This is a genomic window from Streptomyces sp. NPDC005574 (assembly GCF_040605435.1).
GTDB lineage: Bacteria > Actinomycetota > Actinomycetes > Streptomycetales > Streptomycetaceae > Streptomyces.
In genome coordinates, this window is sequence record NZ_JBEXCW010000030.1 from 81,305 (window position 1) to 95,347 (window position 14,043).

19 protein-coding genes are annotated in these 14,043 nt (G+C 71.5%); 5 read left to right on the forward strand and 14 right to left on the reverse strand.

The window, feature by feature from the left end; all coding sequences use genetic code 11:
- Positions 1-119 precede the first annotated feature (119 nt).
- A complete protein-coding gene (locus tag ABZT03_RS20915) occupies positions 120-590 on the forward strand; it encodes a CBS domain-containing protein (protein WP_356041399.1) in 471 nt (156 codons plus the stop codon).
- A gap of 133 nt (positions 591-723) precedes the next feature.
- Entirely contained in the window at positions 724-1,272 is a 549-nt protein-coding gene (locus ABZT03_RS20920; protein WP_356041401.1) for a type 1 glutamine amidotransferase domain-containing protein, read from the forward strand.
- Between the two features lie 34 nt (positions 1,273-1,306).
- Here ABZT03_RS20920 and ABZT03_RS20925 read toward each other — a convergent pair whose 3' ends face one another.
- Both ABZT03_RS20925 and ABZT03_RS20930 read right to left on the reverse strand, forming a co-directional pair.
- Positions 1,307-1,585 (reverse strand): DUF6158 family protein, encoded by a 279-nt coding sequence (locus tag ABZT03_RS20925; protein ID WP_356041403.1) that lies wholly within the window; start codon positions 1,583-1,585, stop codon positions 1,307-1,309.
- 127 nt (positions 1,586-1,712) lie between these two features.
- Positions 1,713-3,332 (reverse strand): ATP-binding cassette domain-containing protein, encoded by a 1,620-nt coding sequence (locus ABZT03_RS20930; protein WP_356041405.1) that lies wholly within the window; start codon positions 3,330-3,332, stop codon positions 1,713-1,715.
- A 201-nt stretch (positions 3,333-3,533) separates the two neighbouring features.
- Here ABZT03_RS20930 and ABZT03_RS20935 point away from each other — a divergent pair, with 201 nt between their 5' ends.
- Complete coding sequence (locus tag ABZT03_RS20935) at positions 3,534-4,379, forward strand: class I SAM-dependent methyltransferase (RefSeq protein ID WP_356041406.1); 846 nt, start codon at positions 3,534-3,536, stop codon at positions 4,377-4,379.
- Positions 4,380-4,421: 42 nt separating this feature from the next.
- The gene (locus ABZT03_RS20940) at positions 4,422-4,592 is read left to right on the forward strand and encodes a hydrophobic protein (RefSeq protein WP_356041407.1); all 171 of its coding nucleotides are present in this window, start codon (positions 4,422-4,424) and stop codon (positions 4,590-4,592) included.
- Positions 4,593-4,608: 16 nt separating this feature from the next.
- Here ABZT03_RS20940 and ABZT03_RS20945 read toward each other — a convergent pair whose 3' ends face one another.
- From ABZT03_RS20945 to ABZT03_RS21000, 12 genes are all read right to left on the reverse strand, one after another.
- Positions 4,609-4,893: a gas vesicle protein K gene (locus ABZT03_RS20945; RefSeq protein ID WP_356041408.1), complete on the reverse strand. Its 285-nt coding sequence runs from the start codon at positions 4,891-4,893 to the stop codon at positions 4,609-4,611.
- Between the two features lies 1 nt (position 4,894).
- Positions 4,895-5,077, reverse strand: a complete 183-nt coding sequence (locus tag ABZT03_RS20950; RefSeq protein WP_356041409.1) for a gas vesicle protein — start codon at positions 5,075-5,077, stop codon at positions 4,895-4,897.
- A complete protein-coding gene (locus ABZT03_RS20955; RefSeq protein WP_356041410.1) occupies positions 5,074-5,838 on the reverse strand; it encodes a GvpL/GvpF family gas vesicle protein in 765 nt (254 codons plus the stop codon). The genes ABZT03_RS20950 and ABZT03_RS20955 overlap by 4 nt, the downstream gene beginning before the upstream one ends.
- Complete coding sequence (locus ABZT03_RS20960) at positions 5,835-6,197, reverse strand: gas vesicle protein (RefSeq protein ID WP_356041411.1); 363 nt, start codon at positions 6,195-6,197, stop codon at positions 5,835-5,837. Before ABZT03_RS20960 ends, ABZT03_RS20955 begins: the two co-directional genes overlap by 4 nt.
- Positions 6,194-7,321 (reverse strand): SRPBCC family protein, encoded by a 1,128-nt coding sequence (locus ABZT03_RS20965; protein WP_356041412.1) that lies wholly within the window; start codon positions 7,319-7,321, stop codon positions 6,194-6,196. The genes ABZT03_RS20960 and ABZT03_RS20965 overlap by 4 nt, the downstream gene beginning before the upstream one ends.
- The gene (locus tag ABZT03_RS20970) at positions 7,318-8,064 is read right to left on the reverse strand and encodes a DNA primase (RefSeq protein ID WP_356041413.1); all 747 of its coding nucleotides are present in this window, start codon (positions 8,062-8,064) and stop codon (positions 7,318-7,320) included. The genes ABZT03_RS20965 and ABZT03_RS20970 overlap by 4 nt, the downstream gene beginning before the upstream one ends.
- Complete coding sequence (locus ABZT03_RS20975) at positions 8,061-8,324, reverse strand: gas vesicle protein GvpG (protein ID WP_356041414.1); 264 nt, start codon at positions 8,322-8,324, stop codon at positions 8,061-8,063. Before ABZT03_RS20975 ends, ABZT03_RS20970 begins: the two co-directional genes overlap by 4 nt.
- 4 nt (positions 8,325-8,328) lie before the next feature.
- On the reverse strand, positions 8,329-9,099 hold the full coding sequence (locus ABZT03_RS20980; protein WP_356041415.1) for a GvpL/GvpF family gas vesicle protein: 771 nt from the start codon (positions 9,097-9,099) through the stop codon (positions 8,329-8,331).
- On the reverse strand, positions 9,096-9,518 hold the full coding sequence (locus ABZT03_RS20985) for a gas vesicle structural protein GvpA (RefSeq protein WP_356041416.1): 423 nt from the start codon (positions 9,516-9,518) through the stop codon (positions 9,096-9,098). Before ABZT03_RS20985 ends, ABZT03_RS20980 begins: the two co-directional genes overlap by 4 nt.
- A 59-nt stretch (positions 9,519-9,577) precedes the next feature.
- Positions 9,578-9,943 (reverse strand): gas vesicle protein, encoded by a 366-nt coding sequence (locus tag ABZT03_RS20990; protein ID WP_356041426.1) that lies wholly within the window; start codon positions 9,941-9,943, stop codon positions 9,578-9,580.
- 61 nt (positions 9,944-10,004) lie between these two features.
- Positions 10,005-10,931 (reverse strand): non-homologous end-joining DNA ligase, encoded by a 927-nt coding sequence (ligD, locus tag ABZT03_RS20995; RefSeq protein ID WP_356041418.1) that lies wholly within the window; start codon positions 10,929-10,931, stop codon positions 10,005-10,007.
- Positions 10,928-12,787, reverse strand: coding sequence for a transketolase (locus ABZT03_RS21000; RefSeq protein ID WP_356041420.1), 1,860 nt, complete (start codon positions 12,785-12,787; stop codon positions 10,928-10,930). Before ABZT03_RS21000 ends, ligD begins: the two co-directional genes overlap by 4 nt.
- Positions 12,788-13,042: 255 nt before the next feature.
- Here ABZT03_RS21000 and ABZT03_RS21005 point away from each other — a divergent pair.
- On the forward strand, positions 13,043-14,043 hold a 1,001-nt coding region (locus ABZT03_RS21005), incomplete at its 3' end, for a TIGR03557 family F420-dependent LLM class oxidoreductase (protein ID WP_356041421.1).

The window sequence follows — 14,043 nt, forward strand, 5'->3', positions numbered from 1 at the left end:
GTGGCCACCGAGGAACTGGAGGGTGTCATGCGGCCAGGCAGTGACCGGCCCGGTGCCCGGCGCGACGGCGTCCGGCCCGAGAAGACGAGGCACACGTCCGACGACATGGAGGCCCCGCGATGACCGCCGAGTTCGTGAAGGACGTGATGACCGCGGGCGTGGTCGCCGTACGCCCGGACGCCTCCCTGGTGGAGGCGGCGCAGCTGATGCGCACGCAGGACATCGGCGACGTCGTGGTCGCCGACGGGCAGCGCGTCGTCGGTGTGCTCACCGACCGGGACATCACGGTGCGGGCGGTCGCCGAGGGCATCGACCCGCAGACCGTGAGCGTTCGCTCCATGTGCACGCCCGATCCCGTGGTGGTCGCTCCCGACGATCCCCTGTCGGCCGCGGTGGCCCTGATGCGCGCCCACGCGGTGCGCCGGCTGCCGGTGGTCGAGGACGGCCTGCCGGTCGGGATGGTGAGCCTCGGCGATCTGGCCGAGGCCGGTGACCCGGGTTCGGTGCTCGCGGAGATCAGCCGTGCCGATCCGGACAGCGGCGCCGCGGCGGACGACCTGCCGGCGCCGGATCTCAGGAGCGGCCTGTGAGCCGGGACCGGCCGACCGCGACCACCGGTACCCGCACCCGCGCGGTGGCCGTCGGCCGCGGGACCGCGCGGCAGCTCCCGACCCGTGACCACGAGCGTCGTGAACACGCTGTACGAGAAAGGACGTTCACACCATGCGTATCGCTTTTCTGACCGCACCCGAGGGTGTCGAGCAGGTCGAACTGACCGAGCCGTGGCAGGCGGTGAAGGACGCCGGTCACGAGCCCGTGCTGGTGTCGACGGAGCCCGGTGAGATCCAGGCGTTCAACCATCTCGACAAGGCGGACACGTTCCGCGTGGACGAGGTGGTGGGTGAGACCTCCGCCGACTCCTTCGACGGGCTGGTCCTGCCGGGCGGAGTCGCCAATCCGGACTTCCTGCGCTCGGACGAGAAGGCCGTGGCGTTCGTGGCGGACTTCTTCGGTCAGGGCCGGCCCGTCGCCGCGATCTGCCACGCCCCGTGGACGCTGGTCGAGGCGGACGTCGTACGCGGCCGGGTGCTGACCTCGTGGCCCAGTCTGCGGACCGACATCCGCAACGCCGGCGGGACCTGGGTCGACGAGCAGGTCAAGATCTGCGACCACGGTCCGAACAAGCTGGTCACCAGCCGCAAGCCGGACGATCTGAAGGCGTTCGGCGAGGCGTTCCTCGACGTGTTCGCCCAGGAGGCCGGCGCCCGCTGACCGGCGGCGGGCCGGCCGCCGGTGCCGGCGCGGTTCAGGAGCGGGGAGTCGCCGACTCCCCGCTTCCGCGTTCCCGGGCGCCCTCGCGGGTACGGCCGGCGGCGACCGGGCGCTCCGGGTTGCGTCGCAGGTACTCGCCCTCCAGCTGCGCCATGCGGTCGTTGTGGGCGCGCAGCGCGCCGCTCGACCCGTGCAGCAGCGTGTCGTGGCGGGTGCGGTGGATGGTCTCCAGTTCCTTGATGAGCTGCTGGTCGTCCAGCCGGCTGGCGTCGACTCCGGTCATGGTGGTGTCCCGCTCGTCATGTGCGTTCATGCGGTGCGGGTACCCAGCCGTCGGCGGCCTCCCCGGACGGCTTCCGGGAGGGCCGGCTGCGTTCCGCCTTCCGCATCCACTCTACGAACATCCCGGCCGCGCGCGACGGGAAGCGGCCCGGGGCCGGTCAGCGGGCGCGCTCGACCCGGCGTTCGTCCCAGACCGGCTCGGGTGTCTCCCTGAGCCGGCCGTCGCTGCCGAAGACCAGGTAGCGGTCGAAGGAGCGCGCGAACCAGCGGTCGTGGGTCACCGCGAGGACCGTGCCGTCGAACGCCTCCAGGCCCTCCTGGAGTGCCTCGGCGGACTCCAGGTCGAGGTTGTCGGTCGGCTCGTCGAGCAGCAGGGCCGTGACACCCTCCAGCTCGAGGAGCAGGATCTGGAAGCGGGCCTGCTGGCCGCCGGAGAGCCGCTCGAAGCTCTGCTCGGCCTGCTGGGTGAGCTCGTAGCGGCGCAGCCGGGACATGGCGGCGCCCCGGTCCTGGGAGTGCTCCTGCCACAGGATGTCCAGGAGGGCGCGGCCGGTCAGCTCGGGGTGGGCGTGCGTCTGGGCGAAGTGTCCGGGCACCACGCGCGCGCCGAGCTTCCACTCGCCGGTGTGCGCGACCTCGTCGCCGGCGAGCAGCCGCAGGAAGTGCGACTTGCCGGAGCCGTTGGAGCCGAGGACGGCGACCCGCTCGCCGTAGAAGACCTCCAGGTCGAACGGTTTCATCAGGCCGGTGAGTTCGAGCTGCTCGCAGGTGACGGCCCGCACTCCGGTGCGGCCGCCCTTCAGGCGCATCCTGATGTCCTGCTCGCGCGGCGGTTCCGGCGGCGGTCCGGCCTCCTCGAACTTGCGCAGCCGGGTCTGGGCGGCCTGGTAGCGGGAGGCCAGCTCGTGGCTGATGGAGGCGGCCTGCCGGAGGCTGAGGACCAGCTTCTTCAGCTGGGCGTGCTTCTCGTCCCAGCGCCTGCGCAGTTCCTCGAAGCGGGCGAAGCGTTCCCGCCGGGCGTCGTGGTAGGTGTCGAAGCCGCCGCCGTGCACCCAGGCGTCGGCGCCCGCGGGCGAGGGCTCGACGGAGACGATCTTCTGGGCGGCGCGGGCGAGGAGTTCGCGGTCGTGGGAGACGAACAGGACCGTCTTGCGGGTCTCCTTCAGCCGCTCCTCCAGCCAGCGCTTGCCGGGGACGTCGAGGTAGTTGTCCGGCTCGTCGAGCAGCAGCACCTCGTCCGTGCCGCGCAGCAGGGCCTCCAGGACCAGCCGTTTCTGCTCGCCGCCGGACAGGGTGCGTACCTGGCGCCACTGCGCCTTGTCGTAGGGGACGCCGAGCGCGGCGGTGGTGCACATGTCCCACAGCGTCTCGGCCTCGTAGCCGCGGGCCTCGGCCCAGTCGGAGAGCGCCTGTGCGTACGTCAGCTGGGCCGCTTCGTCGTCGACGGTCATCATGGCGTGCTCGGCCTTGTCCACGGCCCGCGCGGCCTCGCGGATGCGGGGCGGAGCGACCGACACCAGCAGGTCGCGGACGGTGGTCTCGTCCCGGACGGACCCCACGAACTGGCGCATCACGCCCAGGCCGCCGCTGACGGTGACGGTGCCGCCGTGCGGTTTCAGCTCGCCGGAGATCAGCCGGAGCAGGGTCGTCTTGCCGGCGCCGTTGGGACCGACGAGGGCCACCACGGCCCCTTCGCCCACCCGGAACGACACATCGCCGAGCAGCGCCCTCCCGTCGGGAAGGTGGTACTCGAGGTGCGCGGCTTCCAGATGTCCCATAAGGAGTCAGTCTGCGGTCGGCGGCCCCGGCCGACAAGCACTTTTCGGTGCCCGCCACGTCGGACCCGCCACATCTGACGTTCCGTCAGTCCACTATGCAATATACGTATCTCATTATGCGACATGCGGGCGTAGCGTGATCCGTATCGCCGGAGGGACCGCGAGGTCCCGCGAGCCGGTACGTCGAGAGGGGAACCGGTCATGCCGCATTCGCAGGGGACGCCGTCGCCGACACCGCGGGAGACGGCCGTCTACACGCACGGGCACCACGAGTCCGTGCTGCGCTCCCACACCTGGCGCACCGCCGCCAACTCCGCGGCCTACCTGCTCGGTTCGCTCAAACCGCACATGCGCGTCCTGGACATCGGCTGCGGCCCGGGGACGATCACGGCCGACCTGGCGGAGCTGGTCCCGGACGGGCACGTCACCGGCGTCGACCACGCGCCCGACGTCCTGGAGCGGGCCCGCGCCGAGGCCGCCGGCCGCGGACTGACGAACACCGACTTCGCGGTCGCCGACGTGCACGCGCTCGAACATCCCGACGACACCTTCTGCGTGGTGCACGCCCACCAGGTGCTCCAGCACGTCGGCGATCCGGTGCGGGCGCTGCGCGAGATGCACCGGGTCACGAAGCCGGGCGGGTTCGTCGCGGTGCGGGACGCGGACTACGCGGCGATGACCTGGTATCCCCGCTCACCGGGGATGGACGACTGGCTGGACCTCTACCAGCGGGTGGCCCGCGCCAACGGCGGCGAGCCGGACGCCGGACGCCGGCTGAAGTCCTGGGCGATGCGCGCGGGGTTCACGGACATCACGGCCACCTCCACCACCTGGACCTTCGCCACCGCCGAGGAGCGGGCCTGGTGGAGCGGCCTGTGGGCGGACCGCACGGTGGCGTCGGCGTACGCCGGACGGGCCACCTCGGGCGGCCACGCGACCGCGGCCGGCCTGCGGGCGGCTGCGGAGGCGTGGCGCGAGTGGGGGGCGCGCGAGGACGGCTGGTTCAGCGTCCTGCACGGGGAGATTCTCTGCCGCAAGGACGCCTGAACGGCTGTGTTCGGGAAACCCGGAGAGCAGGAGGTTCAGATCATGATTCCACTTCTGCTCGTACTGCTGCTGGTGCTGATCCTCTTCGGCGCCGGGTTCGCGGTGAAGCTGCTCTGGTGGATCGCCCTGGCGGTCCTCGTCGTGTGGTTGCTGGGATTCCTGGTCCGCGGCACGAGCGGATCCGGAGGCAGGGGCCGCTGGTACAGGTGGTGATGAGGCGCGGGACTACTCACTCCCGGGGAAGCAGCGGCCCCAGCGGCCCGAGGTCCAGATTGAGGTCCTCGGGCCGCAGGCCGTAGCGCTCCCGCAGCTCCGTCATCCGGTCGTCCAGCAGCATGAGGGTGAGCCCGATGCGCTCCTCCTGCTCCTCGCTGAGGTCGCCCGTGTCGAACCGGCGCACCGCCTGCCGCTCCATGAGCTGGCGCAGCAGCTCCACCACGGTCAGGACGAGCTTGACCAGGTCGCGCTCGACGGTGTCCGGTTCGAGGTCCATGCGGTTGCTGCGGTCTGTCACGTCAGTTCCCCCAGGGTGACGGCACCTGCTCGTTCACCGAGCTGATCAGCGCGTTGAGGTCGATGCGGACGAGGTCGACGTCCGCGATGCGCAGGGTGATGTCCCCCTTGATGACCACCCCGCCGGCGAGCAGCCGGTCGAGCAGGTCGACGAGGGCGATCTCCCGGCGTTCCACGACGGTCATGCCCCGGCCCCCGAGTCCCCCGCGAAGGAGTAGGCCGCCCAGGGCCCGGTGAGCTCCACCCGCAACCCCGGGACGTCGTCCTTCGTCCGGTCGACGAGTTCCACGAACTCCTCGGACGCCTCGCGCGGCACGAGATAGGCGGCGTTGAGCACGTTGCGGCCCGACGCGCCGGACAGCGCGGGGTTCTGCGGCGCGTGCAGCCGGGCGTCCTCCGCGAAGGAGGAGAGCTCGGCGTGCAGCCGGCTCGCGAACTCCTCGGCCTTCTGCCACCGGTCGTCGCTGGCCCGGGCGTGCTGACGCCGCTGCATGAGGTAGTCCCGGCCCGACGCCGGCTTCGCGGCCGGCCGGGCGGCCCTCTCGGGCTCCGTCTCCGCGTACACCTTGACGCCCCACTCCACCCGCCCCGCCAGGCGGTCGAGGGTGTCCCGGAAGTCGGCCTCCCGCTCCTCCATCATCACGCGTACGCCGCTGTCGTCCCGGAAGACGGTGCCGAGCCGCAGCGGCAGCGGGGTGGTGACGACGGTGAGGGCGTCGATCACGCCCTGGTGCGCCCTCGCGGTGTCGGTCAGCCAGTCGAGGTCCTCCAGGTGGGCGTGCAGCGCCTCCTCGGCGAAGTCGCCCTCCGGCACATGACTGACGACGGCGACCAGACCGTGGTGGGTCAGCAGCCTGGGCGGGGCGCCCGCCACGCCGGTCAGCTGCGCCTGGAGGGGCGCGCCGAGCGGGTGGCAGACGGCGTACACGTACCGCAGACCGGTCATCCGGGCTCCTCCTGCTCCTTCTCCTTCGTCTCGCGATGCGACTCCAGCTTCGCCCGGTCCGGCTCCAGCCGGGCCAGCCGCTCACGCAACTCGGCGTTCTCGCGGGAGAGTTCGTCGCGGCGGGCCCGGGTGGACAACGCCGGGTCGTCCTCCCACCAGTCGATGCCCATCTCCTTCGCCTTGTCGACGGAGGCGACGATGAGCCGCAGCTTGATCGTGAGGAGTTCGATGTCGAGCAGGTTGATACGGATGTCGCCCGCGATGACGATCCCCTTGTCGAGCACCCTCTCCAGGATGTCGGCGAGGTTGGCGCCGCCCCCCTGCCCGTAGGGCTCGGGCATGCGCCCTGCCATGCTCATCGCCGGCTACCACCGTCGGCGTACTCGTACTCCTGCTCCTCTTCCTCCTCCGGCTCCTCCTCGTCCTCGCCGCTCTCGTCCTCGGCGGCCGGAGCCTCCTCGGCGTCCTCGTCGTACTCCTCTTCCTCGTCCTCGTCGTAGGGCTCCTCCTCGTCGGCGGCCTCCTCCTCGCCGTCCTCCGCGGTGGCCTCGTCCTGCTCCTCGTCCTGCTCCTCGTCCTCCTGCCCCTCCTGCTGCTGCTCCTCCTCTTCCTCCGCGACCGCGTCCTCGTGGCTGCGGGTGACCTCGCCGTCCTCGATCTCGCCTCGCCAGCCGTCCTCCGCCTCGTTCTTGAACGAGATGAAGCGGGCGTAGTTCTTGAGGTCGAGCCGGGCCCGGCGGCCCTGGGCGCGCCAGATGTTGCCGGTCTTCTCGAACAGGCCCTTGGGGTAGTACTCGATCACCAGCAGCACGCGGGTGAGGTTGTCGTCGAGCCGGTGGAAGGTGACGACGCCCTTCGTGGTGCCCTTGGCGCCCTCCGACGTCCAGCAGATCCGCTGGTCCGGCACCTGCTCGGTGGTGTGCGCCTTCCAGCTGCGGGTGGACCAGAAGATCTTCATCTGCCAGTCGGAGGTGACGTCGTCGGCGCGGTTGGCGCTCTTGACACCCTTCGCGAAGGTGCTGAAGTCCTGGTACTGGGTCCACTGGTCGTAGGCCGTGCGCAGCGGCACGCCCACGTCGATGTGCTCGATGATGACGGTGGGCTTGTTGCCCGAGCTGCTCTTGTTCTTGCCCTTGCCGCCGCCGAGATTCTTGAGAGCGCCCATCACTTTGTCCTTTGCGTGGCTCGCCCCCACCTCCAGGGCGCTGCGCATTGGCCCCTTGCCCTCGGCGAGCTTGCGTCCGCCGTCGAGCGCGAGTTTCGCGAAGCCGGGGCTGTTGCCTTCGGCGATGTCGTTCAGCTTGCCCGTGGTCTCACCGAGTTTGTGTCCCACCCCGACCAGAAGGCGCTGTGCCTGGGCGGCGAGGTAGTCCTGCGCCTCGCCCTTGAGCCGGTCCACCGCCTCGCTCTTGGCGATGTCGGTGAGCGGGTTGCTCTTGGCCTTGTCGGTGGCCTTGCCGGCCGATCCGAGCGTGTCACTCATCGCTCACCGCCTCCCTTCGACGTCCGGCGTCCGCCATCACGGGCGGCGCCGCCCGACGACGCGGTCTTCTTGCCGGCCGTCTTCTTGGCCGCGGTCTTCTTCGCGGCCACCTTCTTGGCCGGAGCCTTCCGGGCCGCGGTCTTCTTCGCGGGCGCCTTGCGGGCCTGCGACTGCTTCGCCGGGGCCTTCTTCGCCGGCCTGCGGCGCGGCTCGGGCTCCTCGTCGTCCGCATCCTCGGAGTCCTCGGCCTCCTCGGAGTCCGCGTCCTCGGAGTCCTCCGCGTCGGACTCGTCCTCGTCGGTGGCCTCGTCCTCCTCGGAGTCCTCGGGCTCCTCGTCGTACTCCTCCTCCGGCTCCTGGTCCTCGTCGCGCTCGTCGCGCTCGTCTTCGTCCTCGTCACGCGAACCGCGGCCGGTGTCCGGCACCACGCCCGCGAGCTGGTCGCGTACGTCGGCGGTACGGCCGTGCAGCCGGTCGGCGAGCGCCTCGACCTGCCGCTCGACCATCGCGCCCGAGGCGGCCTTGCCGACCCCGCGCAGGTCCTGGCGCAACTGGTCGCCGATCTCCTTGAACTGCGGGTTCTTCAGCAGTTGCTGGGAGGCGAGATCCGCTATCCCCTTCGGGGTGAGGTTCAGGCGCTTGCCTGCGATCACCGAGCCGATGGCGAAGGCCAGTTTGAGTTTCTTCGTGCGCCCCAGAAGATATCCGGCCCCTACGGCGAGGCCCATTCCCACTCGGTTCATCGTGTCGTCCCGTCGCCTGTCCCCGCGCCACCGCGCAGTCCGATCTCCAGCCGGTCCAGGAGTTCGTCCTCCTGTCGGTCGAACGTCTCCTCGTCGATCTCGCCGGCTTCCAACTGCTCTTCCAGCTGGCCGAGTTCGGCCCTGACCGTGGCCGGGTCGTAGTAGAGGCGCTCCGCCTCACTCAGTACCTGCTTGATCACCCATCCGCTGCCGCGCACCGGAGCGAACGGCAGCAACAGCACTTCCGAGATCAGTCCCACGGGATCACTCCTTGCCGGTGTCCGCCCCGATCGTGGTGCCCGCGGGCTCGGCCGGGCCGGGCTCGACGAAGCTGTAGGGCGGCAGCGGACCGTTGATCCGCAGGTCGACGTGCGGGTGGGCGACGCGGACCTGCTCCACGGCGGCGAGGAACTGCTCGGCCTCGCCGCGGTCGACGAGGAACGAGACGTTCGCCAGCCACCCCGAGGACTCGGGGCCCGCGCTCACCGCGGCGGACACCGACTCCAGGGCGCCGCGCACCTCGGCCGCGTCCTCGGCCTCGCGGGCCTGGACCGCGGCCACGACCATCTCGCCGAGCTGCAGCTTCTGCTCGTAGGAGCCGCCGCCGGACTGCCGGTTGGCCTCCGTCATCGCGCGGATCTCCGAGTTCTCGGACATCACGCGGTGCAGCACGGCCTCCTCGTCGTGCACGGCCTTGACGTTGTACTCGATTTTGCCGTCCAGCGTCGCCAGGCGCTCCTTGTAGTGGTCGGCACGCTCGGCGAGCACCTGGGTGACCGAGGCGTCGTCGGGGGCGACACTGCCGAACCGCATGGGCAGCACACATGCGTCGGCGCCCGCTTCGCTCAGCACGTTCTGGTGCGCGAGAAGGTCCTTGCGCTTGGGGCGCAGCCCCTCCGGCGCGTCGCTCACGACGGCCGCCAGCTCACCTTCCTTGAGGATGCGCACGGGACGCGCCGGGTCACCGACGCCGTCCATGCCGTCGGGCAGCGCGGGGTGCGAGGCGGCCGTGATGCCGTAGACGTAGGTGCTCACTCCTCCTCCTTCCTGCTGCGGGAGGCCGTGGACTTGCGAGCCCGCGGTCGGGGCTCGGGCCTCTCCTCACGCGCCTCCTTGAAGGCGCCCGAGATGGTCTCGGCGGCGCCGGACAGCGCCCCCTTGGACTTGCCGCGCGCACCGGACTCGGTCATCTCACCGACCAGGTCGGGCAGGCCGGGGCTCTTGTGCGGCCCGGACTCCAGGTCGAGTCGGTTGCACGCCTCGGCGAAGCGCAGATAGGTGTCGACGCTGGCCACCACGACCCGCACGTCGATCTTCAGAATCTCGATGCCGACCAGGGAGACCCGCACGAACGCGTCGATCACCAGGCCCCTGTCGAGAATGAGCTCGAGTACGTCGTAGAGGCCGCTGCTGCCGCCTCCGCCGCCGCCCTGCTGTGCCGGAACTACGGTCATGCCGACCGTGCCTCCTTCTCTCTGGCTCGGGGTGTGTGGGTGTGCACGCGATCCGGGGCCTAGCGGCCGCCGGACCTGCGTGCGTCGGACCGGCCGCGCTCATAGCGGCGGACACGGCGGTAACCGGTGAGCTGACCGTCCCGGTCGAGATCCACCTGGTAGCTCGCCATCAGGCTCATCGTGTCGGGCACGCGGGAGAGCTCCAGAACCTCCACGTCGATCGACCAGCCGTCCGCGGTCTGCTCGAACGACGAGACGCTCTCGGGTTCCATGCCTGTCAGCTCCGCGAGCTGCGAGCGAGCGCCGCGCAGCACCTCCATGGGGCTGGGCCGGTCATCCGTCACGGTGTCTTCCGTACCTTCTTCGTCCTCTTCGGGTGAATTCTGTGAATCATGAGAGTTTGATGTGTTCTTTGTGTTCGACATCGCCACCTCTCCACTTCGTGTGGCCTCGATGTCGATCGCCAAACCTTCCGGACCGGGTGGGTCAGCCGCGCAGCTTGTCGAGCCTGCGCCGGGCCGGTCCGAGGGCGCGGCCGCCGCGCGAAAGACCGGCCCAGGGCCGGGTGCGGGCCTGCTCGACGGCGTCGGCGACACTCCAGCGGCGGGCGTGGACGGCCGGGTCGTCCAGCTGGGACCAGGTGATCGGGGTGGCCACCGGCGCCCCGGGCAGCGCGCGGACGCTGAAGGGCGCCACGGCCGTCTGCGCGTAGGCGTTGCGGCCCACGTCGAGGTAGAGCCGCTGCCCGCGCTCCTTCTTGCGGGCGGCGGTGGTCAGCGCGGCCGGGTGCGCCCGGGCGAGCGTGTCGGCGACGGCCCGGCTGAACTCGCGCACCGCGTCGGAGTCGTCACTCCCGGTGAGTGGGACGACGACATGCAGACCGCGTGAGCCGGTGGTCATCAGCCAGGAGGGCAGGGCGAGTTCGTCGAGCAGCTCGCCCAGCAGCCGGGCCGCCGAGCGCACCGCCTCGAAGTCGTCACCGGCCGGGTCCAGGTCGAACACCATCCGGTCGGGCCGCTCCAGCCGCCCGGTGCGCGACAGCCAGCGGTGCAGGGTCAGGGCGGCCTGGTCGGCGAGGTACAGCAGCGTGCCGGTGTCCTCGCACACGGGGTGGCAGACGGTGCCGCCCTCCTTGGGGACCTCGACGCGGGCGATCCAGTCCGGATAGCTGTCCGGGGTGTTCTTCTGCATGAACCGGGGGCCGTCGACGCCGTCCGGATGCCGCTCCAGCATCAGCGGACGGCCGCGCAGGTGCGGCACCATGAACGGGGCCACGGCCCGGTAGTAGTCGACGAGGTCGCCCTTGGTGTACTCCTTCGCGTCCCCGGCGCCGGGAAAGAGCACCTTGCCGGGCCGGTGCACCCGTACCGTCCGCTTCCCGGCCCGCACCGTGCGGGTGTCGTCCCCGCTCACCGCACGACCGCCTCCTCGACAAGCAGCCGGCCCGCCGCCGCGACGGACTCGGCGTCGATGCCCGCGGCGTGCAGTGCCTCGTCCGGGGAGGAGGAGCCGGGCATCGTCCGCACGGCGAGACGCACCAGCCGCGGCACGGGACGCCCGTCGGTGAACGCGTCGAGGACGGCGTCGCCGATCCCGCCCTCCTCGTGGTGGTCCTCCACGGTCAGCAGGCAGCCGGTCTCCTCGGCGGCCTGCCGCAGGGTGGTCCGGTCGACGGGCTTGACCGAGTACAGGTCGATCACCCGCACCCGGATGCCCTCCTCCAGCAGGGCGTCGGCGGCCTTCAGCGCCTCGTGCACGGTGACGCCCGCGGCGACGACCGTCAGCCGGTCCTGCTCCGAGGAGCGCAGCACCTTGCTGCCGCCGACCGGGAAGCGCTCGTCGGGCCCGTAGAGGACCGGGCCGGCGCCGCGCGAGGTGCGCAGGTAGCGGACGCCCTCCAGGCCGGCCATCTCCGCCACCAGCCGCGCGGTCTGGTTGGCGTCGCACGGGTACAGCACGGTCGAGCCGTACACCGACCGCATCATCGCGAGGTCCTCCAGGCCCATCTGGCTCGGCCCGTCCTCGCCGATGGCGACGCCCGCGTGCGAGCCGACGAGGTTGATGCCGGAGCCGCTGACCGCGGCCATGCGGATGAAGTCGTGGGCGCGGGTCAGGAAGGACGCGAACGTGGCGGCGTACGGCACCCAGCCGCGCGCCGCGAGGCCCACGGCGGCGCCGACCATCTGCTGCTCGGCGATGTAGCACTCGAAGTAGCGGTCGGGGTGGTCCTTGGCGAAGAGCTCCGCGCGGGTGGAGTCGCCGACCTCGCCGTCCAGGACGACGACGTCTCCGCGGGCGCCGCCGAGGGCGGCGAGCGCCTGCCCGTAGGCGTCCCGGGTGGCGACGCCCTTGCCGTCGCCGTCCCGGTCGAAACGGGGCAGCTCCGCGTTCTCGCCGGTCCGTACGGCGTGCAGCACGCGCGCGGCCGGCGGCTCCTGCACCCGGACGGCCAGGTCGCGCGGGCCGCCGAGTTCGGCGATCGCCTCGTCGGCGTCCGGCAGCGGCTTGCCGTGCAGACCCTCGCGGTCCTGGACCGCGGCGACACCCTTGCCCTTCAGGGTGCGGGCGAGGATCGCGGTCGGCCGGCCGGTCGTCGACCTGGCCTCGGCGTAGGCGCGGTCGACGGCGTCGACGTCGTGGCCGTCGATCTCGACGGTGTGCCAGCCGAACGCCTGGAAGCGGCGGGCGTAGGCGCCGAGGTCGTGGCCGTGCCGGGTGGGGCCGCGCTGCCCGAGCCGGTTGACGTCGACGATCGCGGTGAGGTTGTCGAGGTGCTCGTGTCCGGCGTGTTCGGCCGCCTCCCAGACCGAACCCTCGGCCAGTTCGCTGTCCCCGCACACCACCCAGACGCGGTATCCGGTGCGCTCCAGCCGCTTGCCGGACAGCGCGATGCCGACGCCGACGGGCAGTCCCTGGCCGAGCGAGCCGGTGGCCGTCTCGACCCACGGCAGCCGCCGGGGCGTGGGGTGCCCTTCGAGGCGGCTGCCCAGCTTGCGGAAGGTCAGCAGTTCGCTGTCGTCGAGGGCGCCGGCCGCCTTGTAGGCGGCGTACAGCAGGGGGGAGGCGTGCCCCTTGGAGAGGATGAACCGGTCGTTGCCGGGGTGGTCGGGGCGCTCGAAGTCGTAGCGGAGGTGGTTGGCCAGCAGGACGGCCATCAGGTCGGCGGCCGACATCGACGAGGTCGGGTGCCCTGAGCCCGCCGCGGCTGCGGCACGCACACTGTCCACGCGCAACTGCTGTCCCAGTTCGACGAGTTCAGCGGTGTTCATGAATCTCCTTCCGCGGACGCGTCCGGCGCGCCGCCGGATCGCGTGACAGGTCCGGGGCCTCGGCGGGTGCACCGCACACGGTCGGCCCCCGGCGCTGTCGCATGGCTCGGGAGCCTTCCGCGTCCCCCTGGCCGGAGCGCCCAAACGTGACCCGGTTTCCGCCCCGGACGCCGGGTACCCGGCCGTCGACCCGATCCGCCCCCCGTCGCGGCGCCCCAGACGCGCCTTCGCCGCGGAGTCACCGGAGGTACCCCCATGCCCGAATACGGCTACTTCCTCTCGTGCGAGGAGTTCGGCCCCGCCGACCTGGTCGAGCAGGCGAGGATGGCAGAGCAGGCCGGTTTCCAGTCGCTGTGGATCTCGGACCACTACCACCCGTGGAACGACGCGCAGGGGCAGAGCCCGTTCGTCTGGTCGGTCATCGGCGCGATCTCGGAGGCGGTGTCGCTGCCCATCGGCACGGCCGTGACCTGCCCGACCGTGCGGATGCATCCCGCGGTGGTGGCCCAGGCCGCGGCGACGGCCGCCGTGATGACCGACGGCCGCTTCCGGCTGGGCGTGGGCAGCGGCGAGGCCCTCAACGAGCACATCCTCGGCCATGTCTGGCCGCCCGCCAACGTCCGCCTGGAGATGCTGGAGGAGGCGATCCAGGTGATGCGCCGGCTGTTCACCGGCGAGGAGGTCAGCCACTACGGCACGCACTACAAGGTGGAGAACGCCCGGCTGTACACGGTGCCCGACGAGCCCGTCCCGATCGAGGTCTCGGGCTTCGGCCCCGCGGCGACGAAACTCGCGGCGCGGGTGGGCGACGGCTACGTCACGATGATGCCCGAGGCGTCCATGGTCGAGCAGTTCCGCAAGGGCGGCGGGGGCGCCAAGCCGGTGAGCGGCGGCACCAAGGTCTGCTACGGCACCGACCGCGACGAGGCCGTCCGCAGCGTCCGCAAGCTCTGGTTCAACGAGCAACTGCCGGGCGAGATGGCCCAGATACTGCCTTCCCCGCGGCACTTCGAGCAGTTGGAGCCGCTGGTCACCGAGGACATGGTGCGGGAGAACGTGGTGTGCGGGGACGACGTCGAGGAGCACGTCGCCGGGCTGACCGCCTTCGCCGACGCGGGCTTCGACCGGATCTACGTCGGCCAGATTGGCCCCGACCAGCGTGGCGCCGGCCAGTTCCTCGGCGAGCCGTGGCGGGGCGTCGGAGACGTCGCCGATGGGGGTGCCGGCGAGGACGAGGGTTCCGGGCGTAGTGGTCA

Coding starts and splice junctions, on each gene's coding strand:
- ABZT03_RS20990 (WP_356041426.1), bottom strand. CDS start 9,943: ATGTCGAACACAAAGAACACATCAAACTCTCATGATTCACAGAATTCA.
- ABZT03_RS20960 (WP_356041411.1), bottom strand. CDS start 6,197: ATGAGCATGGCAGGGCGCATGCCCGAGCCCTACGGGCAGGGGGGCGGC.
- ABZT03_RS20930 (WP_356041405.1), bottom strand. CDS start 3,332: ATGGGACATCTGGAAGCCGCGCACCTCGAGTACCACCTTCCCGACGGG.
- ABZT03_RS20920 (WP_356041401.1), top strand. CDS start 724: ATGCGTATCGCTTTTCTGACCGCACCCGAGGGTGTCGAGCAGGTCGAA.
- ABZT03_RS20935 (WP_356041406.1), top strand. CDS start 3,534: ATGCCGCATTCGCAGGGGACGCCGTCGCCGACACCGCGGGAGACGGCC.
- ABZT03_RS20955 (WP_356041410.1), bottom strand. CDS start 5,838: ATGACCGGTCTGCGGTACGTGTACGCCGTCTGCCACCCGCTCGGCGCG.
- ABZT03_RS20925 (WP_356041403.1), bottom strand. CDS start 1,585: ATGAACGCACATGACGAGCGGGACACCACCATGACCGGAGTCGACGCC.
- ABZT03_RS21000 (WP_356041420.1), bottom strand. CDS start 12,787: ATGAACACCGCTGAACTCGTCGAACTGGGACAGCAGTTGCGCGTGGAC.
- ABZT03_RS20985 (WP_356041416.1), bottom strand. CDS start 9,518: ATGACCGTAGTTCCGGCACAGCAGGGCGGCGGCGGAGGCGGCAGCAGC.
- ABZT03_RS20950 (WP_356041409.1), bottom strand. CDS start 5,077: ATGACCGTCGTGGAACGCCGGGAGATCGCCCTCGTCGACCTGCTCGAC.
- ABZT03_RS20965 (WP_356041412.1), bottom strand. CDS start 7,321: ATGAGTGACACGCTCGGATCGGCCGGCAAGGCCACCGACAAGGCCAAG.
- ABZT03_RS20915 (WP_356041399.1), top strand. CDS start 120: ATGACCGCCGAGTTCGTGAAGGACGTGATGACCGCGGGCGTGGTCGCC.
- ABZT03_RS20970 (WP_356041413.1), bottom strand. CDS start 8,064: ATGAACCGAGTGGGAATGGGCCTCGCCGTAGGGGCCGGATATCTTCTG.
- ABZT03_RS20940 (WP_356041407.1), top strand. CDS start 4,422: ATGATTCCACTTCTGCTCGTACTGCTGCTGGTGCTGATCCTCTTCGGC.